This window comes from Micromonospora sp. NPDC048868 (assembly GCF_043198195.1).
GTDB classification, from domain to species: Bacteria; Actinomycetota; Actinomycetes; order Mycobacteriales; family Micromonosporaceae; genus Micromonospora; species Micromonospora reichwaldensis.
The window spans coordinates 114781-137304 of record NZ_JBICUN010000011.1; the positions used below are offsets into that span (position 1 = coordinate 114781).

Below are 22524 nucleotides of genomic sequence, written 5' to 3' on the forward strand. Positions count from 1 at the left end.
CGCCGACCGTCCCGGCCACGGCTCACCGCCGGCCGTGGTCTCCTGGGGCCCGTCCCCGGACCGGTTCGTCGACCTGCGGCCGCACGGGGCCCGCGCCACCACGTCGCCCGGCACCCCGCGGCACCACGGTGTGAGGAAGGGGCCCGTTGGCTAACGCATAGCGTTTAGCAAGGGCCCTTTCCTCACACCTCCCTCCGGCGTGGGCCGCCGCCGGCCGTCCGCCGCCGTTCGCCCCGGCTTCCGCCGGTCTTTTCAGTCGACTGTGGAGGGTTGGCCTCGGCCGCCACCTGCGCCGACCGTCGCCGGGTGTCCGCACCCCAGCACTGAGCGTGCAATCGGGCGTGCGTCGCGAAGGCCGATGTGACACCATCAAGCCGCACACCCGACACCAGCCACTCACCGTGTCGCCATCTCCCCCACCGGGTCGAGTCCGACACCCCTTCATCGCGCTTAGCGCAACCCCTATATGTGTTTCAGGGCCGCACGTTTGTGCGCGAAACGATGGGGTCTCGCGCCCGTTGTCGCACACCCACGCCGGTGCCAGACTCCCCTGAGCACCCGGACCGTACGGCGAGAACCCCGGTCCGGCGAAGGATTTCCAGGTCCACCCGGCACGGCGGCCCGGTGCGCTCCACCCCTACCCGGAAGACGCGGGTGGAGGGGCGGCTGTCCGGCAAGGGGGAGGCGGCGTCGGCAACACCGGGGTTCCCGGTCCCGCGCCGCGTAGGAGAAGGGCTGACACGTTGGTGTTGGTGCAGCAAGAGGAGCAGACGACCCGTCTCCGGCACGCGTTCCAGGCTTGTGAGGACCAGCAGCGCGGACACGTCGCGCTGGTCACCGGCGCCGTGGGCAGCGGCAAGACGAGCCTGCTGGAGTCGTTCAGCGAGTGGGCGGCGGGCGCCGGCGGGCAGGTGATGAGCGCCGCCGGCTCCCGGGCCGAGCGCGGGCTCCACCTGGGAGTGGTCGGGCAGCTGTTCCACAGTGCACGGCTCACGCCGGAGGCCGCGGCCCGGGTCGAGAAGCTGATGCGGGACGCCACCTTCGCCGTACCGCTGCCCGAGCCCGGCGCTGAGGCGGCCGACGGCGACCGGGCCTGGGCCCCCCTGCTGCACGGTCTCTTCGCCGCCCTGCTCGACCTGACCGCCGCCGGCCCCCTGGTCCTCGTCGTCGACGACGTGCACCACGCGGACCCGGCCTCGCTGCACTGCCTGCTCTACGTGACCCGCCGGCTGCGCCACGCCCGGATCATGGTCGTGCTCGCGGAGGCCTCGACGCTGCGCCCGCCGCACCCGCTGTTCCGCGCCGAGCTGCTCAGCCAGCCGCACTTCTCCCGGATCGGCCTGCCGCCGCTGACCGTCGACGCCGTCGCCCGGCTGGTCGGCGGCGAGGCCGACAACGCCGACGCCCGGCGGACGGCGGAACGCTGCGTCCGCATGACCGGCGGCAATCCGCTGCTCACCCGGGCGCTGCTCGAGGAGCGGGCCGGCGCGGAGACGAACGACGAGTACGGCCCGCCGGTCGGCGACGCGTTCGACCAGGCGGTGCTCGGTTGCCTCTACCGGCACGAGCCGGGGGTGCGCCGGGTGGCGCAGGCGCTGGCGGTGCTCAACCGGCCCGCGACGACCGAACTGCTCGGCCACCTCCTCGACGTGGTGCCCGAGTCGACGGCCCCGGCGGTACGGGTGCTGCGCACCTCGGGCCTGATGGAGGGCGACCAGCTGCGCCACCCGCGCATCCTGCGGTCGATCCTTGGCGACATGTCGGCCGACGAACGGCGGAGCCTGCACCAGCGCGCCGCCGAGGTGCTGCACGACCACGGCGCCGAGCCGAGCGTGGTCGCCGAGCACCTGGTGGCCGCCGGCTCGGCGAGCGCGCCCTGGGTGGTGCCGGTGCTCCAGGACGCCGCCGGCCACGCGCTGGCGTCGGGCCGGCCCGACGTGGCCGCCGCGTGCCTGCGCCTGGTCTCCCGCGCCCCGGTCGACGCGCAGCAGCGGACCGCCACCACCGAGATGCTGGTGAACGCCCGCTGGCAGATCAACCCGCTGGCCGTGAACGGGCAGCTGACCGAGCTGGTGGAGACGGCGCGGGCCGCCGGGTGGTCCACCGACGCGGGCCTGTCCGCCGTGCCCTACCTGCTCTGGCAGGGCCGGGTGGACGAGGCCACCGAGGCGGTCAGCGCCTTCCCGACGGACGAGGAGCACGGCTCGGCCGGCACGGCCGGTCGCCTGCGGATGATGCAGCTGCTGGTCTCCCTCTCCCACCCGGAGCACCTGGCCACCGTGCGGGAGACCCCGAGCGCCTGGAGCCGGGCGGCGAGCGCGCCGACCACGATCAGCCCGCTGCTCCAGGCGGTGACGGTGCTCGGCACCGCGCTGACGCCGGCCGCGGACAACGACACCGTGGCAACCGCGGAGCAGCTTCTCCAGCGCCACCACACGGACGACGGCGCGCTGGGTCTGCTGACCGCTCCCCTGCTGGCGCTGCTCTGGGCGGGTCGGTCCGACCGGGCCGCGGCCTGGGGAGACGTGCTGCTCGGCCGGCCGGTGGCCCAGCACGCCCCGGTGTGGCGGGCCGTCATCCGGGCGGTCCGGGCGGAGGCGGCGTTGCGCGTCGGCGACCTGCCCGGCGCGGAGCACCACGCGCGGGCGGCCCTGGAGGACATGCCCGCCCCGGCCTGGGGGGTGGCCATCGCCGGTCCCCTGGCCACGTTGGTCGCCTGCGCGACCGAGTCGGGCCGGTTCTCCGAGGCCGAACGGTGGCTCGCCCACCCCGTCCCGCCCGGCATGTTCCGCACCCCGCTGGGCCTGCACTACCTGGCCGCCCGGGCCCGGCACCACCTGGCCGTACGCCGGCCACACGCCGCCACCACCGACCTGCGCCGGTGCGGCGAGCTGATGCGCGCCTGGGGCATCGACGCGGCCGGGCTGGTGCCGTGGCGGCTGGAGCTGGCCCGGGTGCAGCTCAGCGTCGGCAACAAGGCGCAGGCCACGCAGCTTCTCCAGGAACAGCTGCGGGTGCCGCACGGGGTCGACGACCGCACCCGGGGTCGTACGCTCCGGCTGCTCGCCACCACCGCCGCCCAGGACCACCGGCGCAAGCTGCTCTCCGAAGCGGTCAACCTGCTCCAGTCCAGCGGCGACCGGCTGGAACTCGTCCGGGCCCTCGGCGACACCGGCCAGACGCTCCAACGTGCCGGGGACTCCGCCCGCGCCCGACTGCTCGTCCGCCGCGCCTACCAGCTCGCCCAGGACTGCGGCGCGTCGGTGCTGGCCCAGCGGCTGATCCGTCGGGAGCCGGGCAGCGGGCTGCCGGCGTACCCGGCCGCCGCCGAGTTGCAGGAGCCGGACGACGGGCTGAGCGACGCCGAGCGCCGGGTCGCCGCGCTGGCCGCCCAGGGGCACACCAACCGGCAGATCTCCAGCAAGCTCTTCATCACCGTGAGCACGGTGGAGCAGCACCTGACCCGGGTCTACCGCAAGCTCGACGTCAAGCGGCGCACGGACCTGCCGTCCCGGCTCGTCGCGTACGCGGAGGCGCTGGCTGACGAGACCCAGGGCGCCGCGTCCTGACCGACGTCGCAGGGGCGCGGTGGGTGTGGCCCACCGCGCCCCTGCGGCGCGTACGACGACCGGGAAGTCAGCCGACGGCCAGCCCGACGGTACGATGGGCCGCCGCCTCGTCGCGGTGTTCCAGCACGAGGTCGGCGGCGGCGGTGACCCCGCCGGCCTGGCGCATCCGCCGGCTCCACAACTGCGCCCGCACCCGGAACGTCTCCTCGCCCAGCAGCCGCCCGAGCTTGGCGAGGACGTCCTCGACGTCCGGCGAGTCGGCGCGCTCGACGGACAGGGCCACCCCGCTGTCGACCGCGCGCACCGCCCCGTCGGGGCAGTCCAGCCAGAACGGCATCACCAGCTGCGGCACGGCGAAGTGGACCGCCTCGTGGATGGCGTTGGCGGCGCCGTGGTTGAAGAAGACCCGCACGTGCGGGTGGGCCAGCACCCGGTGCTGCGACGGCACCCACGCCTCCACCCGCAGGTTGCCCGGCAGCCGCCGCGTTGGCGGGAGGAGGTGCTGCTGGCGCGCGGGCACCTTCCACAGCACGGCGTGCTCGGGCCCGAGCCGGTCGGCGATCTCGACGATCGCGTCCACCTGGCCGCGCGACAGTCGCATGATGGTGCCGAAGCCGACGTAGACCACCGAGGGGTGCGCGTCGAGCCATCGGGTCAGTTCGTCGTCGCCGTCGGCCGGCGGCAGTTCCCGGGGCACGACGGGACCGAGCATCCGCAGCTTCTCCGGGGCGGTCGCGAAGGGGTACTCGAAGCCGAACACCGTGTACGCCATGAGCGCCTCGGCGGCCTCGACGTAGCCGGCCGGGCGCATCTCCGGGTTGTGGATGCCGGCCGCCTTCCGGGCGGCCACGGCGGCGAGGCTGCGCCGCAGCCGCTCCGGCTCCATCAGCGCCCGCACCAGCCGGTTGCGGAAGCCGACGTTGGCCGCCTGCTGCCGGGGCGTCATCCGCTCCGGCAGCCCCGAGAACGGGGCGGGGTAGCGCGTCGGCAGCTGCTCCTGGAAGAAGTTGGACGGCGGCAGCGAGATGCTGACCACGAAGGGCAGCTGCCGGGTCTGCGCCGCGTCCATCGCCCAGCTGGCGAGGCTGTCGACCACGGCCACCACCGGCCCGACCTCGTCGATGACCTGGAGGCAGCGCCGGTGGAGCTGCCGCACGTGGTCGTAGTCGGTGCTGACGTCGAGGTACCGGGCGAAGCTGGTCGCCCGGTCGCCGGTGGTCAGCAGCCGGTACGTCGCGTCGTCCCAGGTGTCCGGTGACGACTGCGGCCGGGCCGGGCCGAGCGAGACGAACGAGACCTCGCCCGGCCCGCGCAGTCCCTCGACGTCTGCCCGGCGGTCCTCGGTCGATGCGAACCAGATGTTCCCGACGCCCCGGGCCTTCAACTCGCCCGCGATGTTGAGCAGCGGGTTGAACATCCCCGCGCTGTTGTAGGCGACGACGAGTACCGCCCGGTCACGGTCGTTTCCGGTCATGTCCACCGTCCGTCACTCCTTTCCGCCTGTGCGGCGACCCGCGCCGTCCGACCCTGGAGTACGCCGCGCCGGCGGGCTGTTCGTGGAGCCGTTCGGTCGGCGGCGGATCGACATCGATACACATCGATGCAGCAACGTGCGGCGAAGCTCGGGTCGAAAGGGCTGGCACTCCGGAACAGCCGGGACCTCGAGCTGGCGCCCTCTGCTCAGACTGCCACGGCTGGCATGGCAACGCTCGCTGGAGAGGCGGGTTACGTGCCGATTATTTCGGACTAACCTACCATGTCGACATTCGTGCCCGCCTATGGGGTAGAACCACCGACGCCGATGGCCCGGGCCGCGGAAGCGGCTCGGGCCATCGGCGTCGAGGTGGTACGGGAAACGGGGACGGGGATCGCCGGGCCGGCGCGCCCCTGCCGGGGCCGCGCGGTCCGCGACCGCGGTTCGGCTAGTCCACGGCGCGGCGCATGAAGCCACGCATGCCGATCATCGAGAACACCACGAAGACCCCGGTGAGCACGCACATGCACAGCCACAGCGGCAGCGACTCGACCCCCGGCGGGCCGACGAGCGACCGGGTCGCCTCGCTGATGTAGGTGAGCGGGTTCAGCGAGCAGATCACCTGGTACCAGCGCAGCGAGTCCAGGCCCAGCAGCGGGAACTGGGTCGCGCCGGTGAACATGATCGGGGTCATCACCACGGTGAACATGATCTGGATGTGCTGCGTCGGCACCAGCGTGCCGAAGGCGAGGCCCACCGCCGCACCGACCAGCGCGCCGATCGCCAACACCCCGACCACCTTGAGCACGACCGCCCAGGGCCAGGTGACACCGAGCATGAGCATGCCGACCGGGATCAGCACCACACCGGCGATCAGGCCGCGGATGCCACCGAAGACGATCTTCTCCAGGGCCACCAGCGGAATCGCCATGGGCGACAGGAGACGGTCCTCGATCTCCCGGGTGAAGGAGAAGTCCATCATCATCGGCAGCGCGGTGTTCTCCAGGCCGATCAGGAAGGCGTTCAGCGCGATGACGCCGGGCAGCAGCACGTTGGAGAAGTCGTCGCTGGCGTAGCCCAGGTCGCTGAGCACCTTGCCGAAGATCAGCAGCATGAACAGCGGCTGGATGAAGACCTGGAGCAGGAAGCCGACCAGCTCCCGGCCGGTGACGAACAGGTCCCGCGAGAGCACCGCCCGGAACGTGGCGAACTGGTCCAGCGCGCGCACCGGCGGCGGCGACGAGGCCGGCGACGGCGCGGACGGGGGGGCGGGGGCGGCGACGCTCACCGAAGTTCCCTTCCGGTCAGGTGGATGAAGACATCTTCCAGGCTGGGCTGGCCGATGTTCAGGTCACGGACCTCGCAGCCCAGGTCGGCGAGGATCTTCATCGCCATCGGGATGGCGTTGGCCGGCTGGCCGCTGGTGTAGACCCGGAAGGAGAGCGGGGCGTCCGGGTCGACGGGGGCGTCGGGGGCCGGCGCGGGCATCGGCATCGCCGGCATGCCCGGGAACGCCGGCGCGGCGACGGGCGCCGGGGCGGTCACCTTGAAGTGTTCCACCTGCTCCACGTCCGGGATCGCGTCGAGCGCGGCCCGCACCTGCTCGGCGGGGGCACCGGGGGTCACCACGAGGGTCAGGGTGCTGCTGCCCGGCAGCGTACGGGTCAGCGCGGACGGGGTGTCCAGGGTGAGCAGCTTGCCGTGGTCGACGATGCCGACCCGGTCGCAGAGCTTCTCCGCCTCGTCCATGTCGTGCGTGGTGACCACCACGGTCACCCCGGACCGCTTCAGCTCGGCGACCCGGTCGTGCACGAAGAGCCGGGACTGGGGGTCGAGGCCCGCGGACGGCTCGTCGAGGAAGAGCACCCGGGGCGAGTGCATCAGCGCGCGGGCGATCATCGTGCGCTGGGCGAGGCCGCCGGACAGGAAGTCGGTACGGTGGTTCGCGAAGTCCTTGAGCCCCATCTGGTCCAGCAGCTCGTCCGCCCGCCGGATGCGCTCCGCCCGGGGCACGCGGTGGTACGCCGCGTGGAACAGCAGGTTCTGCCGGACGGTCAACGCCCGGTCCAGGTTCACCCGCTGCGGTACGACCGCCAGCAACTGCCGCGCGACAGCGGGCGCGCCGATCACGTCCGCGCCGCACACCCGGGCCCGGCCCGAGGTGGCCCGCACCCGAGTGGTCAGCACCCCGATCGTCGTCGTCTTGCCCGCCCCGTTCGGCCCGAGCAGGCCGAAGACCTCACCGGCGGCGACGGAGAAACTCAGCCCGTCCACCGCCGGTGGCATGTTGGGCTGGTACCGCTTGACCAGCTCCGTGACCACCACTGCCTCGTCCACGTCGTCATGCTCCGTCCTGCAACGTCGGTTCGATAGATGTGTGTGCGCCGATAGGGGGCGCTAGGGGCACGCCAGGGGCGGGAACGGTCACAGGCCCCGCGCGGCCAGCCACCGCTGGAGCGTGCCGGCGAGTTCCGGCCCCCGGTCGGCGACCATGCTGAAGTGGTCACCGGCCGCGTCCGCCACCTCGTGCGGGTAGGGCCAGCGGGACCGCCAGCCGTCCTCCTCGCCGTTCCACTCCCCCAACGGCTCGCTGGCCCGGACCAGCAGGGTCGGCACCGCCATCTCGATCGGCTGCCAGTCCAGGAACAGAGGCAGGTAGCCGGCCCACGCGGTCGTCCGCCAGTCGTCCATCGGCGTGTACGCGGTCTCCCGGTCGATCATCCCGTCGAGCAGCTGCGGCACCCACCCGCCGAGCACCTCGCTGTTGGCCGGGTAGGTGTCCATCAGCACCACCGCGTCCGGCGAGCGGCCCTGACGTTCCAGCTCACCGGCGAGCAGGTTGGCCACCATCGCGCCACCCGAGTGACCGGCCAGCACGAACGGGCCGGCGCCGACGGCGCGCAGCACCGTGTCGGCGTGCACCCGCAGCAGGGCGTCGAGGTCGGCGGGCAGCTCCTCGCCCACGCCGAACCCGGGGTTGGGCAGGGCCCAGACGTTGCGCACCCCCCGGAAGCCGGCGGCCAGCCGGGCGTACTCGTGGGCGCCGGAGAGCAGGGACATGGTGCAGCAGCACACCAGCTGCGCCGCGGCGCTGCCCTCGGCCAGCCGGAGGATGCCGGCCGGGCGGGTGAGCTGCGCCGGCTCGCTGAAGCTGGGGCGGAACTGCGCGAGCTTGACCAGGAGTTCGGCGTACCCGGCGGGATCCTCGCGCGCCTTCGGCTGGTTGAACAGCCCGCCGAGCAGTCCGCCGCCGGAACTCTCCGCGGCCGGTCCCCCGGCGTCGTCCGCGCCGTCCCCGGCCGCGTCCGCGCCGCCGAGCTGACCGAGCAGGTGGCGGGCGAGCGCCGTAGGGGTGGGATGGTCGAAGAGCAGGGTGGCCGACAGCTCCGCCCCGGTCTCCTGGCACAGCGCGTCGCGCAGCTCCAGTGCGGTCAGCGAGTCGAAGCCGAGCTCCAGGAAGTCCCGGTCGGCCTCGACCGCCCCGGGCGAGGCGTGCCCGAGCACCGTGGCCACGCGCGCGCGGACCAGATCCAGCAGGATTCCGTGCCGATCGCCGGCCGGGGTGCCGGCCAGCCGGTCCCGGAAGGCCAGGGCGGGGTCGGTCGCCTCGCCAGCGGGGCCGGCGTCCCGGTCGGCAACTGCCGCCGCCTCGGGCACGCCGCGTAGCAGCGGTGCGGGCCGTACGGCGGTGAAGGCCGGCACGAACGCCGGCCAGTCGAGGTCGGCGACCGCGAGCTGGTCGTCGCCGCGGCCCACGGCCTGCTGCAACGCGGACACGGCCAGTTCGGCGGGGAGCGGACGGACCCCCCGGCGGCGCAGCTGTGCCGGGTCGGTGACCTCGTCGGCCCAGGGCACCCACGCGACGACGGTGGCCGGGCGGCCGGCGGCGCGCAGGCCGGCGGCCAGCGCCTCCAGCCCGGCGCCGGCGGCGGCGGCGACTGCCGCTCCCCCGCTGCCCCAGACGGCGGCGGTGGAGGTGAAGACCACGAACTCGTCGATGGGCCGCCCGGCGCAGGCCCGGTCGAGCAGCTCCACCCCGGCGGTACGGGCGGCCACGGCGTGGGCCAGCTCGCGCGGATCCAGCGCCGCGACCGGTTCGCCGGCCCCGTCGGAGTCGGCGACGTGCAGGACGGTGCGGACCACGGTCCCGGCGTCGGCCAGCCGGTCCAGCGCCTCGGGCAGCCCGTCGAGGTCGTCGACGACGGTGACGGCGACGTCCCGGCCGATCGTGCCGGCGGGCACCCCGGGACCGGCGAGGACGAGATGGGTGGCGCCGCGGTCGGCGAGCCACCGCAGCAGGTGCGGGGTGCGCACCGCCGCGGCCCCGTGCACCAGGACCCCGCCCCGGGGCCGCCAGTCGGCGTCGGCGGCGGTGCCGGCCGGGGCGCGCGACAGCCGCCGCGCGTACACCCCGCCGGAACGCACCGCCAGCTGGTCCTCGTCGCCGCCGGCCGCGACGAGCCGGGCGAGCGCGGCGAGCGCGGCGTCGTCCGGCTCCGCCGGCAGGTCGACCAGCCCGCCCCAGAGGCGCGGCTGTTCCAACGCCAGCACCCGACCCAGGCCCCAGAGGTACGCGCCGGCGACGCCGGGCGCGGCATCGTCGGCGTCGACGGCCACCGCGCCCCGGGTCACGGTCCACACCGGCGCGTTGCCCCCGGTGCCGGCGAGGGCCCGGACGAGCGCGGCGGTCCCGGCCAGCGCGACCGTCCCCGTGGCCTCCGTCGCCAGCAGCGAGACCACGACCGACGGGCTGCCTCCGGCGTGCGCGACGGCCCGGGCGATCTCGTCCGGGTCGTCGCCCACGGTCACGAGCACCGGGTCCAGTCCCTCGGCGCGCAGTGCGGCCAGCACGCCCGTGGCGTCGGTCCACGTCCCGGCCACCACCAGGCAGCCGCCGGTCGTCGCGGTGCCGGAGGGCGCGGCGACGCGGACCCAGTCGGCGCGGTACCGCAGGCCGTCCAGGGCGGAACCGCGGCGCCGCCGGTCCCGGTAGGACGCCAGGGCGGGCAGCAGCTCGGCGAGCGCCTCCTGCCGGTCGGCGTCCAGGCCGAGCGCGGCGGCCAGCACGGCCGGCCGGTCCTGGGTCACGGCGGCCCAGAACTCCTCGTCGTCGCTCGGCGCGGCGGGCTGACGGAGGTCGACGGCGGGCGGATCCGGCCAGTACCGCTCGTGGTGGAAGGCGTAGGTGGGCAGCTCGACGCGCGCGGCGTCGCTGCCGGCGAAGAGGGCCGGCCAGTCCACCCCGGCGCCGCGCAGGTCGACGGCGGCGAGCGCGGCGAGCAGGCTGGCCGGCTCGGGCTGGTCCCGGCGGCCGAGCGGCACGAAGGCCGCCGGCTCGACGTCGGGCAGGCACTCGCGGGCCAGCGCGGTCAGGGCGCCGTCGGGGCCGAGCTCCAGGAAGGTCCCCACGCCGGCGGCGGCCAGGGTGGCGACGCCCTCGTGGAAGCGGACGGTGTCCCGGACGTGGTCGACCCAGTAGCCCGGGTCGGTGGCCTGGGCGGCGGTGAGCGGCTCGCCGGTGCGGTCGGAGACGACAGGCAGGGTCGGCGGATGCCAGGTGACCTTCTCCGCGACGACCCGGAAGTCGGCCAGCATGGCGTCCATCCGGGCCGAGTGGAAGGCGTGGCTGACCCGCAGCCGGCGGGACCGCCGGCCCTCGGCGGCCAGCCGCGCACCGGCCGCGAGCACAGCCTCCTCGTCGCCGGAGAGCACCACCGACCGGGGGCCGTTCACGGCGGCCAGCGACACCCGCTCGTCGAGCAGCGGGGTCACGTCGGCCTCCGACGCCCGCACCGCCAGCATCGCCCCGCCAGCCGGCAGCTGCTGCATCAGCCGGCCCCGGGCGGCCACCAGGGCCGCGGCGTCGGCCAGCGACAGCACGCCGGCGACGTGCGCCGCGGCCAGCTCGCCGACCGAGTGGCCGAGCAGGTGCTGCGGGCGCAGCCCCCACGCCGTGACCAGCCGGTAGGCGGCGACCTCGTAGGCGAACAGTGCCGGCTGGGTGAACTCGGTACGGTCCAGCAGCGCCGCCTCGGGCGAGTCGGGATCGGCGAAGACCACCTCCCGCAGCGGCCGGCTCAGGTGCCGGTCCAGTTCCCCGGCCACCTCGTCGAAGGCGGCGGCGAACACCGGGAACCGGCGGCACAGCTCGGCGCCCATGCCGAGGCGCTGGGCGCCCTGGCCGGTGAAGAGGAAGGCGACCTTGCCGGCCGGGCGGGCCACGCCGCGTACCACGCCGGACGTGTTGCGCTCCTCGGCGACCGCGCGCAGGCCGGCCAGCAGCGCGTCGCGGTCCTCGCCGATCACCGCTGCCCGGTGCGGCAGCGCCGCGCGGGTGGTGACAAGCGAGTACGCCACGTCGGCCGGGGCCAGGTCGGGGTGGTCGGCCAGGTGGTCCAGCAGCCGCCGGGCCTGCCCGGCCAGGGCCGGCGCGGAGCGGGCGGAGACGATCCAGGGGGTCGGCGGGGCGGGCGTACCGGCCGGGCGGGCGTCGTCGGTGTCCGCTTCGGCGGCCTGCTCGATGATGACGTGCGCGTTGGTGCCGCTGATCCCGAACGCGGAGACCCCGGCCCGGCGCGGCTGCCCGGTCTCCGGCCAGGGCTCCGCCCCGGTCAGCAGGGACACCGCCCCGGCCGACCAGTCGACGTGCGGGGTGGGCTCGTCCACGTGCAGGGTGGGCGGCAGCACCCCGTGCCGCATCGCCAGGACCATCTTCATCACCCCGGCGACGCCCGCGGCGGCCTGGGTGTGCCCGATGTTCGACTTCACCGACCCCAGCCACAACGGCCGGTCGGCGCGGCGGTCCTTCCCGTACGTGGCCAGCAACGCCTGCGCCTCGATCGGGTCGCCGAGCGTCGTGCCGGTGCCGTGCGCCTCGACGACGTCCACCTGGTCGGCGGTCAGCCCCGCGTTGGTCAGGGCCTGCCGGATCACCCGCCGCTGGGACGGGCCGTTCGGGGCGGTCAGCCCGCTGCTCGCCCCGTCCTGGTTGACCGCGCTGCCGCGCACCACGGCGAGGATCGGGTGGCCGTTGCGGCGGGCGTCGGAGAGCCGCTCGACAAGCAGCATGCCGGCCCCCTCGGACCAGCCGGTGCCGTCGGCGGCGGCGGCGAACGACTTGCACCGGCCGTCGGTGGACAGGCCGCGCTGGCGGGAGAACTCGACGAAGACGGTCGGGGTGGCCATCACCGACACCCCGCCGACCAGCGCCATGGTGCACTCCCCCAGCCGCAGCGCCTGGCAGGCGAGGTGCAGCGCGACCAGGGACGAGCTGCAGGCGGTGTCGACGGTGACCGCCGGCCCCTCCAGTCCCAGGGCGTACGAGATCCGGCCGCTGGCCACGGCGGCGGCGCTACCGGTGCCGAGGTAGCCCTCGACGCCGCCGCTGACCCCGGTGAGCAGCGCGGCGTAGTCGCCCTGGCTGCTGGTCGCCGCGTACACGCCGGTGGGCGCGCCGCGCAGCGTGGTCGGGTCGATGCCGGCCCGCTCGAACGCCTCCCAGGCGGTCTCCAGCAGCAGCCTCTGCTGCGGGTCCATCGCGAGGGCCTCGCGGGGACTGATGCCGAAGAAGGCGGGGTCGAAGTCCCCGGCGGAGTAGAGGAACCCGCCCTCCCGCACGTACGACGTGCCCCGGCTGTCCGGGTCGGGATCGGGGTCGTAGAGCGCCCCCAGGTCCCAGCCCCGGTCGTCGGGGAACGCCGACATCGCGTCGGTGCCGTCGGCCACCAGGTCCCACAACTGCTCCGGCGACCCGACGCCGCCGGGGAACCGGCAGCTCATGCCGATGATCGCCACCGGCTCGCTGAGCGCGGCGGTGAGCTGCTGGTTCTGCTGCTTGAGCTTCTGGTTGTCGAGCAGGGACGCGCGCAGCGCGCCGACGACCTCGTCCAGTGAAACACTCATCGGGGGCTCCTCAGGGCCGGCCGGATCACGAGTCGGAGCCTTCCAGGGCCATCCGGACCAGGCCGGCGACGTCGAGTTCGTGGATCTGCGCCTCGGGCGCGGCCGGGGCGGCGGACGCCACGGCCGGCGGACCGGCGCTCGTGCGGGCCAGCTGGAGCAGCTGGTCGAGCAGACCCGTCCGCCGCAGCTCGTCCAGCGGGATCGCGGCGAGGGCCCGGCGGACCGACTCCTCGTCGCCGGCCTCGCCGAACTCCCCGTCGCCGTCGGCGAAGAGCTCCTCGTACAGGTGGTCGGCCAGGCCGGCCGGCGTCGGATAGTCGAAGACCACAGTGGTGGGCAGGTCGTGCCCGGTGGCCGCGGTGAGCAGGTTGCGCAGCTCCACGGCGGTGAGCGAGTCGAAGCCGAGGTCCAGGAAGCCCCGGTCCGTCTCGATCACGTCGCCGGAGGAGTGGCCGAGCACCTTCGCCGCGTCGACGCGCACCATCTCCAGCAGCGCGGCCCGCCGCTCGTCGCCGGGCAGCGCCCGCAACTCGGCGAGCAGGTCCCGCGCGACGGGCGCGGTGGCGTCCGGCGCGTCGGCGGGGGTGACGGCCAGCTCGCGTACGGCCGGCAGGTCGGCCAGCAGCGGGCTGGGCCGCAGCGAGGTGAACAGCGGCGCGAAGGTGGCCCAGTCGACGTCGGCGACGGTGACGCAGGTGTCGCCGGCGGCCAGGGCGTGCCGCAGCCCGGCCATCGCCACGCCGGGCGGCATCACCCGCAGGCCGCGGCGGAGCAGCTGCTCCGCCGCCCCCTCGGTGTACATGCCGGACTCGGTCCACGGCCCCCAGGCGACGGAGGTGGCCGCCAGGCCCCGGCCGCGGCGCCGCTCGGCGAGCGCGTCCAGGTAGGCGTTGCCGGCCGCGTACGCGCCCTGCCCGCCGCTGCCCCACACCGCCGAGATGGACGAGAAGAGCACGAACGCGTCCAGGTCGACGCCGTCGAGCAGCTCGTCGAGGTGCTCGGCGCCGGACAGCTTCGGGGCGATGACGTACGCCAGGTCCTCCAGGGTGGTGTCGGCCAGCGGCACCACCTCGCTGACGCCCGCGGCGTGCACCACCGCGCGCAGCGGCGGTCCCTCCCGCCCGAGGTCGGCCAGGAGCTCGGCCACCGCGTTCCGGTCGGCGGCGTCGCAGCGGGCGACCCGGCAGTCCACCCCGAGGCCGGTCAGCTCGGCGAGCAGCTCGGCGGCGCCGGGGGTGTCGGTGCCGCGCCGGCTGGTCAGCACCACCCGTTCCGCGCCGGCGCCGGCCACCCAGCGGGCCACGTGCCCGCCGAGCGCGCCGGTGCCGCCGGTGATCAGGACCGTGCCCCGGGGCTGCCACGGCGCGGGCTCCCCGTCGGTGACGGCCGGGACGAGCCGCCGCACCAGCACCCCGGACTCGCGGACGGCGAGTTGGTCCTCCACGCCGCCGCCGGTGAGGATGCCGCCGAGCCGCATCGCCGTCCAGGGCTCGAGGTCGGTGGGCAGGTCGACCAGACCGGCCCAGCGGGCGGGCTGTTCCAGCGCGGCCACCCGGCCCAGGCCCCACAGCATCGCCTGCCGCGGGTTGGCCGGGACGTCGCCGTCGCCGACCCCGACGGCACCCTGGGTCACGGACCAGAGCCGGGCCGGGGCGTCGAGGTCGACGAGCTGCTGGAGCAGGTGCACGGTCGCGGCGAGGCCACGCGGCAGCGCCGGGTGCTCGGCGTGCGGGGCGTCGTCCAGGCCGAGGAAGGAGAGGATCGACAGCGGCCCCCCGTCCTCGCCGAGTGCCTCGGTGAGCACGTCGGCGAACCCGCCGCACAGCTCGTCGGGGTCGGCGCCGGTGTCCACGGGCACGATCGTCACGTCGGTGCCCAGGGCCCAGGTGCAGGAGTTCAGGTCGGGGTCGTCGGCCCGGTCGGCGGGCAGCAGCACCAGCCAGCGGCCCGGGTCCTGCTCCTGCGGGGTCTCCTCGATGGGCTCCCAGACGACCCGGTACCGGCTGCCGTCGACCAGGGACCGTTCCCGGCCGCGCCGCCGCCAGGCGGAGAGCGCGGGCAGCACCGTCCCGAACGGCTGGTCGCGGTCGACGTCCAGGTCGCGGGCCAGCGACTCGAGGTCCTCGGCCTCGACGGCCGCCCAGAAGCGGCGCTCGACGTCGGTGCGGTCGTCCTCGGCCGCCAGGCTGGCCCACGGCGGCGGCTCCGGCCAGTAGCGCTGCCGGTCGAACGTGTAGGTGGGCAGGTCGACGCGCTGCGCGCCGGTGCCCGCGTAGAGGGCGAACCAGTCCGGGGAGACGCCGTGGGTGTGCAGCGCGGCGACCGCCCGCAGCAGGGTGGTCGGCTCGGGGCGGTCCCGGCGCAGGGCCGGCACGACCAGCGGGGCCCGGCCGCCGGTCGGGGCGCCCCCGGCCAGGACGGCCTGGGCGAGGGCGGTGAGCACCCCGTCCGGGCCGATCTCGACGTAGCCGGTGACGTTGCGCTCCCGCAGCGCCGCGACGGCGTCGCCGAAGCGCACGGCGTCGCGGGCGTGCCGCACCCAGTACTCCGGCGTGCCGATCTCCGCCGCGTCGACCGGCGCGCCGGTGACGGTGGAGATCATCGGGATGGTCGGGTCCTGGTACCGCAGCCGTCCGGCGACGGCGGCGAGGTCGTCGAGCACCGGTTCCATCAGCGGGCTGTGGAACGCGTGGCTGACCGTCAGCCGCCGGATCCGGACGCCCCGCGCGGTCCACTCGGCGGCCAGCTCCTCGACGGCGTCGCCGGCCCCGGACACCACGACGGCGGCGGGACCGTTGACGGCGGCGACGGAGACCCGGTCGGCGCGGTCGCCGAGCCCGGCGGTCACCTCGGCCTCGGTGGCGGCGATGGCTAGCATCGCCCCGCCGGCCGGCAGCGCCTGCATCAGCCGGCCCCGGGCGGCGACCAGCTCGGCGGCGTCGGCCAGGGAGAGCACCCCGGCGGCGTGGGCGGCGGCGAACTCGCCGATGGAGTGCCCGGCGACCGCGTCGGGGCGCACCCCCCACGCCTCGAACAGCCGGAACAGCGCCACCTCCACGGCGAAGAGCGCCGGCTGGGTGAACTCGGTCCGGTCCAGCGCCTCGGCCTCTCCGGTGTCGGGCTCGGCGAAGAGCAGCGGCTTCAGCGGGCGGGGCAGGTGCGGGTCGAGTGCGGCGCAGGCCTCGTCGAGCGCGGCGGCGAAGACCGGGAACGCCTCGGCCAGCTCGCGACCCATCCCGGCCCGCTGCGCCCCCTGCCCGGAGAACAGGTACGCCACCTTCGGCCGGGACGCGGCCACGCCGGTGACCACCAGCGGCGAGTCCTCACCGGCGCCGAGGGCGCGCAGCCCGGCGCCCAGCGCGATCCGGTCGGTGGCCAGCACGACGGCCCGGTGCTCCAGGGTGGCCCGGGAGACCGCCGACGACCAGCCCACGTCGACCGTCCGGGGGGCCTCCAGCCCGGTGAGCTGCTCGGCCCAGCGGTCCGCCTGGGCGGCCAGCGCGACCGCCGTACGTCCCGACAGCAGCACCGGCACCACCGGCAGCCCGGCCGGCTCCCCCGTCGGCGGCTCGACGACGGACGGCTCCGGGGCCTGCTCCAGGATGGTGTGCGCGTTGGTGCCGCTGATGCCGAACGAGGAGACGGCCGCGCGGCGCGGGTGGTCGGTGACCGGCCACGGGCGGCCCTCGCCGAGCAGCTCGACCGCGCCGACGGACCAGTCCACCTGGTCGGTCGGCTCGTCGACGTGCAGGGTCTGCGGCAGGTAGCCGTGCCGCAGCGCCAGCACCATCTTGATGATCCCGGCGACGCCGGCGGCGGCCTGTGTGTGCCCGATGTTGGACTTGATCGAGCCGAGCCAGAGCGGCTGGTCGGCGGGCCGCTGGCCGTACGTGGCGAGCAGGGCCTGCGCCTCGATGGGGTCGCCGAGCTTCGTGCCGGTGCCGTGCGCCTCGACGGCGTCCACGTCGGCCGGGGTGAGGCCGGCGTTGGCGAGCGCCTGCCGGATCACCCGCTGCTGCGACGGCCCGTTCGGGGCGGTCAGGCCGTTGGAGGCGCCGTCCTGGTTGACGGCGCTGCCCCGGATCACGGCGAGCACGGGGTGGCCGTTGCGGCGGGCGTCGGAGAGCCGCTCGACGAGCAGCAGGCCGAGGCCCTCGCCCCAGCTGGTGCCGTCGGCGGCGGAGGCGAACGCCTTGACCCGGCTGTCCGGGGCGAGCCCCCGCTGCCGGCTGAAGCCGACGAACACCCCGGGGGTGGACATGACGGTGACGCCGCCGACGAGGGCGAGGGAGCACTCCGAGCGGCGCAGCGCCTGGCAGGCCCAGTGCAGCGCGACCAGCGACGACGAGCAGGCGGTGTCGACCGAGACGGCGGGCCCCTCCAGCCCGAGGGTGTACGACACCCGGCCGGAGAGCACGCTGCCGGCGTTGCCGGTCATCAGGTGCCCCTCGGCGCCCTCGGCGCTGAACATCAGGTTCCGGTAGTCCTGGTAGTTGGTGCCGACGAAGACGCCGGTGGGGCTGCCGCGCAGCGCGTGCGGGTCGATCCCGGCCCGCTCGATCGCCTCCCAGGACGCCTCCAGCAGGAGCCGCTGCTGCGGGTCCATGGCCAGGGCCTCGCGGGGGCTGATGCCGAAGAAGCCGGCGTCGAAGTCGGCGGCCCCGGTGACGAATCCGCCCTCGCGGGCGTAGCTGGTGCCCTCCTTCTCCGGGTCGGAGTCGAAGAGCCGGTCGAGGTCCCAGCCCCGGTCGGTGGGGAACTCGCCGATCGCGTCGCCGCCGCCTGCGAGGAGCTGCCACAGCTGCTCCGGGGTGTCCGCCCCGCCGGGCAGGCGGCAGCTCATCGCCACGATGGCGATCGGCTCGTCGTCGTCGGCCGGCGCGGCCGGGGCGGGGGTGGCCACGTCCGGGGCGGCCCCGGTGAGCAGTTCGTCGAGGTGCGCGGCGAGCGCCGTCGGGTTCGGGTAGTCGAAGGCGAGCGTCGCGGGCAGCCGCAGGTCGGTGGCGGTGGCCAGGAAGTTGCGCATGTCCACGGCGGTCAGCGAGTCCAGGCCGAGGTCGCGGAAGGGCAGGGTGGCCGGGATGTCGTCGGCCGCGCCGTAGCCGAGCGCGGTCGCCGCGCACTGGCGGACCAGCTCCAGCAGCGTCGCGGCGCGCTCCGTCGCGGCGAGCCCGGCGAGCCGCCGCGCCAGGGCCGACGGTACGTCCGTCGCCTCCTCGGCGGCCTCCTGCGGGGCCGGCCGCGTCGCCTCGCGCACCTCTTCGAGGTCGCCGATCAGCGGGCTGGGCCGGACCAGGGTGAACGCGGGGGCGAAGCGGGCCCAGTCGATGTCGGCGATCAGGGTCGTGGTCTCGCCGCGCCGCAGCGCCCGGGCGAGGGCCTCGACGGCCAGGTCCGGGTCCATGCCGAGCATGCCGCCCCGGCGCAGTCGCTGCTGGGCGCGTTCGTTGTCGGCGGGCAGGCCGGCCCCGCTCCACGCGCCCCAGGCCACCGAGAGGGCGGGCAAGCCCTCGGCCCGGCGCCGCTCGGCGAGGGCGTCGAGGAACGCGTTCGCCGCGCCGTACGCGCCCTGCCCGGCGTTGCCGGTGGTGCCGGCGACCGAGGAGAACAGCACGAAGGCGTCGAGGTCGAGGTCGCGGGTCAGCTCGTCCAGGTGGACGGCGGCAGCGCACTTGGGTGCGGCGACGGTGTGCAGGCGCTGCGGGGTGACGGTGTCGACGATCCCGTCGTCGAGGACGGCGGCGGTGTGCAGCACGGCGGTCACCGGGGCGTCGGCGGGGACGGCGGCCAGCAGGTCGGCCACCTGCGCCCGGTCGGCGACGTCGCAGCGGGCCACGGTGACCCGTACGCCGAGGCCGGTCAGCTCCGCCTCCAGTTCGGCGGCGCCCGGGGCGTCCGGGCCACGCCGGCTGGCCAGCAGGACGTGCGCGGCGCCGGAGCGGGCCGCCCAGCGGGCCAGGTGCCCGCCCAGCCCGCCGGTGCCGCCGGTGATCAGCACGGTGCCGCGCATCCGCCAGGTGTCGTCGACGGCGTCGCCGGACGCGGCCGGCTCGGGTTCGGTGAGCCGGGTGAGCCGGCGGACGAAGACCCCGGACTCGCGCACGGCGAGCTGGTCCTCGTCGCCGCCGAACTGCTCCGCGCCGTCGTCGTCGCCGAACTGGTCGGCGCCACCGCCGAACGGGTCCTCGCCGCCGGCGCCGAGCGCCGCGCAGAGCAGGGCGCCGGCCTGCGCGTCGAGGGTGTGCGGCAGGTCGAGCAGGCCGCCCCAGCGGGCGGGGTGTTCGAGGGCGACCGCGCGGCCGAGCCCCCAGACGGCGGCGGCGACGGGGCTCGGTGCCGGGTCGTCGGCGCTGACCGCGACGGCTCCCCGGGTCGCGCACCACAGCGGCGCCTCGACGCCGAGCGTCCCGAGCGCCTGCACCAGCAGGGCGGTGCCCGAGACGGCCAGCGAGGTCGCCGGGTGCTCCGGGTGCGCCCGCTCGTCCAGGCCCAGCAGGGAGAGCACGGCGACGGGTCCGTCCGGGCCGGCGAGCGCGGCGCGCAGCGGTTCGGCCAGCGCCGCCGGGTCGTCGGTGGCGTCCAGTTCCACGGGTACGACGTCCGCGCCGAAGTTGCCGAGCGCCGACAGCACGTCGGCGACCAGGGGGTCCCCGGCCAGCGCCGCGGGCACCGGGACGAGCCAGGTGCCGGCGAGCCAGGTCAGCGGCAGGTCGGGCACGGCCTGCCAGGTGACCCGGTAGCGCCACCGGTCGAGGTCCGGCTCGCCGTCGGGCGCGGCGAGGAAGGCCGGCGGGGCGGGCCAGTACCGGTGGTGGTCGAAGGCGTACGTGGGCAGGTCGACGGTGGGCGCGGCGGGCAGGACCTTCGTCAGGTCGACGGGCAGGCCGATGGCGTGTGCCGCGGCGAGGTTGGTCAGCAGCCGGGTCGCGTCGTCGTCGTCGCGGCGCAGGCTGCCCAGGGTGTGGCCGGTGACTCCGGTGTCGTCGAGGATCGCCGTGACCGGCATCGTCAGCACCGGGTGCGGGCTGATCTCCACGAACGTGGTGTGCCCGGCGGCGACGGCCACCCGCACCGCCGTGTCGAAGAGCACCGTCCGGCGCAGGTTGTCGTACCAGTAGTCCGCGCCCATGGAGATCGGGTCGACCCAGTCCCCGGTGAGGGTGGAGACCAGGCGGGTGTGGCCGACCTGCGGCGTCACGTCGGCCAGGTCGGCGCGCAACTGCTCGGCGACCTCCTGCACGGCGGGCGAGTGCGACGCGTAGTCCACGGGGATCAACCGGGCCCGGACCCCCTGGGCCTGGCACGCCTGCACCAGGTCGGCGACGTGCTGCGGCGGGCCGGAGACCACGACGGTGGACGGGCCGTTGACCGCCGCCACCCCGACGCCGGGGAAGGCCGGCAGCCGCTCGGCGACCGCGTCGGCCGACAGGTCCACCGACGCCATCGTGCCGGTGCCGCGCAGCACGGTCAGGGCGCGGGAACGCAGCGCCACCGCCTTCGCGGCGTCCTCGAGGCTGAGGATGCCGGCGACGCAGGCCGCGCCGATCTCGCCCTGCGAGTGGCCGATCACCGCGGCCGGGGTGACCCCGGCGTGCTGCCACACGGCGGCGAGCGCCATGCCGACGGCCCACAGCACCGGCTGCACGACCTCGACCCGCTCCAGCCACGACTCGTCGTCGCCGGTCAGCACCGACACCACGTCGACGGCGAGATACGGGTCGAGGGCCCGCTGGCACTCGGCGAGCTTCGCATCGAACACCGGCGTCCGGCCGACGAGGCCGGCGGCCATCCGCGCCGACTGCGCGCCCTGACCGGGGAAGACGAACACCGGGCCCGCGCCGGGGCCCGACGCCACACCGCTGACGACGTTCCCGGCGGGCAGGCCGGCCGCGACCGCGTCCAGCCCCGCCAGCAGCTCGTCGGCGGTCGAGCCGACCACGGCGGCGCGGTGGTCGAACGTCGACCGGGTGGCCGCCAGGGACCAGCCCACCGCGGCCGGCTCCAGCCCGTCGCGCTGGCGCAGGTGCGACGCGAGCCGCGCGGCCTGCCCGGCCAGGGCGGCCTTCGACCGGGCCGACACCGGCCAGAGGAGCGCGTCGGCCGCGACCAGCCCGGGGGCGGATTCGGCGCGGCGCTCCTCGGCCGACTCGTCCGGCTGCTCGATGATCACGTGGGCGTTGGTGCCGGAGATGCCGAACGAGGAGACGGCGCCCCGCCGCGCCCGGCCCGTCTCGGGCCACGGCCGGGCCTCGGTGGCCAGTTCCACCGCGCCGGCCGTCCAGTCGATGTGCGGGGACGGGGCGTCGACGTGCAGCGTCGCCGGGACGACGCCGTGCCGGATGGCGAGCACCAGCTTGATCACCCCGGCCACGCCGGCGGCGGCCTGGGCGTGGCCGATGTTCGACTTCACCGAGCCGAGCAGCAGCGGCGGGGCGTCCCCCCGGTCCTGCCCGTACGTGGCGATGAGCGCCTGCGCCTCGATCGGGTCGCCCAGCTTGGTGCCGGTGCCGTGCGCCTCCACGACGTCGACGTCGGCGGTGGAGAGCCGGGCGGAGGCGAGGGCCTGGCTGATCACCCGCTGCTGCGCCGGCCCGTTCGGGGCGGTCAGCCCGTTCGACGCGCCGTCCTGGTTGACGGCGGTGCCGCGGACCACCGCGAGGACGTGGTGTCCGTTGCGGCGGGCGTCCGACAGCCGCTCGACCAGCAGCCAGCCGACGCCCTCGGAGAACCCGGCGCCGTCGGCGCTGGCGGCGAACGACCTGCACCGCCCGTCCGTGGAGAGGGCGCGCTGCCGGCTGGATCCGATGTAGAGGCCCGGGGTGGCCATCAGGGTCACGCCGCCGGCCAGCGCCAGGTCGCACTCCCCCGCCCGCAGCGCCTGCACCGCGAGGTGCAGTGCCACAAGCGACGACGAGCAGGCCGTGTCGATGGAGACGGCCGGCCCTTCGAGCCCGAGGGTGTACGACACCCGGCCCGACGCGACGGCCGCCGCGCCCCCGGTCATCGAGTGCCCCTCGTCGCCGTCGGGCGACATCATCAGCAGGGTCCCGTAGTCCTGCCCGTTGGTGCCGACGAACACCCCGGTCCGGCTGCCGCGCAGCGAGGCCGGGTCGATCCCGGCGGCCTCGACCGCCTCCCAGGACGTCTCCAGCAGCAACCGCTGCTGGGGGTCCATGGTCAGCGCCTCGCGGGGCGAGATGCCGAAGAAGGCGGAGTCGAAGTCCCCGGCCCCGTCGACGAACCCGCCCTCCCGGGCGTACGAGGTGCCCGGGTGGTCGGGGTCGGGGTGGTAGAGGCGCTCCAGGTCCCAGCCCCGGTCGTCGGGGAAGGGGGTGACCGCGTCCCGGCCGTCCCGCAACAGCTCCCACAGGTCGTCGGGGTTGCGCACCCCGCCCGGCAACCGGCAGCTCATCGCCACGATCGCCACCGGCTCCAGTTCCTGGGACTGTGCCTCACTGAGCCGGCGGCGGGTGTCGTGGAGATCAGCCATGACCCGCTTGAGGTAATCGCGGAGCTTGTCTTCGTTGGCCATCGGAGTGCCGCTTCCTCGAAAGGGACGGGAGAGAGCTGGAGCTGGAA

Annotated in this window: 5 protein-coding genes and 1 pseudogene; 1 reads left to right on the plus strand and 5 read right to left on the minus strand. The window is 75.6% G+C overall.

Annotated features, from left to right (window positions below):
• Positions 1-752 precede the first annotated feature (752 nt).
• A complete protein-coding gene (locus ACGFNF_RS19295) occupies positions 753-3569 on the plus strand; it encodes an AAA family ATPase (RefSeq protein WP_393169481.1) in 2817 nt (938 codons plus the stop codon).
• Positions 3570-3636: 67 nt separating this feature from the next.
• Here the strand turns inward: ACGFNF_RS19295 and ACGFNF_RS19300 are convergent, their stop codons facing one another.
• The 5 genes and pseudogenes from ACGFNF_RS19300 to ACGFNF_RS19320 form a co-directional block, all read right to left on the minus strand.
• The gene (locus tag ACGFNF_RS19300; protein WP_393169483.1) at positions 3637-5043 is read right to left on the minus strand and encodes a glycosyltransferase; all 1407 of its coding nucleotides are present in this window, start codon (positions 5041-5043) and stop codon (positions 3637-3639) included.
• Positions 5044-5491: 448 nt separating this feature from the next.
• A complete protein-coding gene (locus tag ACGFNF_RS19305) occupies positions 5492-6331 on the minus strand; it encodes an ABC transporter permease (RefSeq protein ID WP_132240281.1) in 840 nt (279 codons plus the stop codon).
• A complete protein-coding gene (locus ACGFNF_RS19310; protein ID WP_393169486.1) occupies positions 6328-7380 on the minus strand; it encodes an ABC transporter ATP-binding protein in 1053 nt (350 codons plus the stop codon). The genes ACGFNF_RS19305 and ACGFNF_RS19310 overlap by 4 nt, the downstream gene beginning before the upstream one ends.
• Before the next feature lie 87 nt (positions 7381-7467).
• Positions 7468-12945 (minus strand): annotated as a pseudogene (locus ACGFNF_RS19315) (type I polyketide synthase); the annotation flags it as partial.
• 25 nt (positions 12946-12970) lie between these two features.
• Complete coding sequence (locus ACGFNF_RS19320; protein WP_393169488.1) at positions 12971-22477, minus strand: type I polyketide synthase; 9507 nt, start codon at positions 22475-22477, stop codon at positions 12971-12973.
• Positions 22478-22524: the final 47 nt, after the last annotated feature.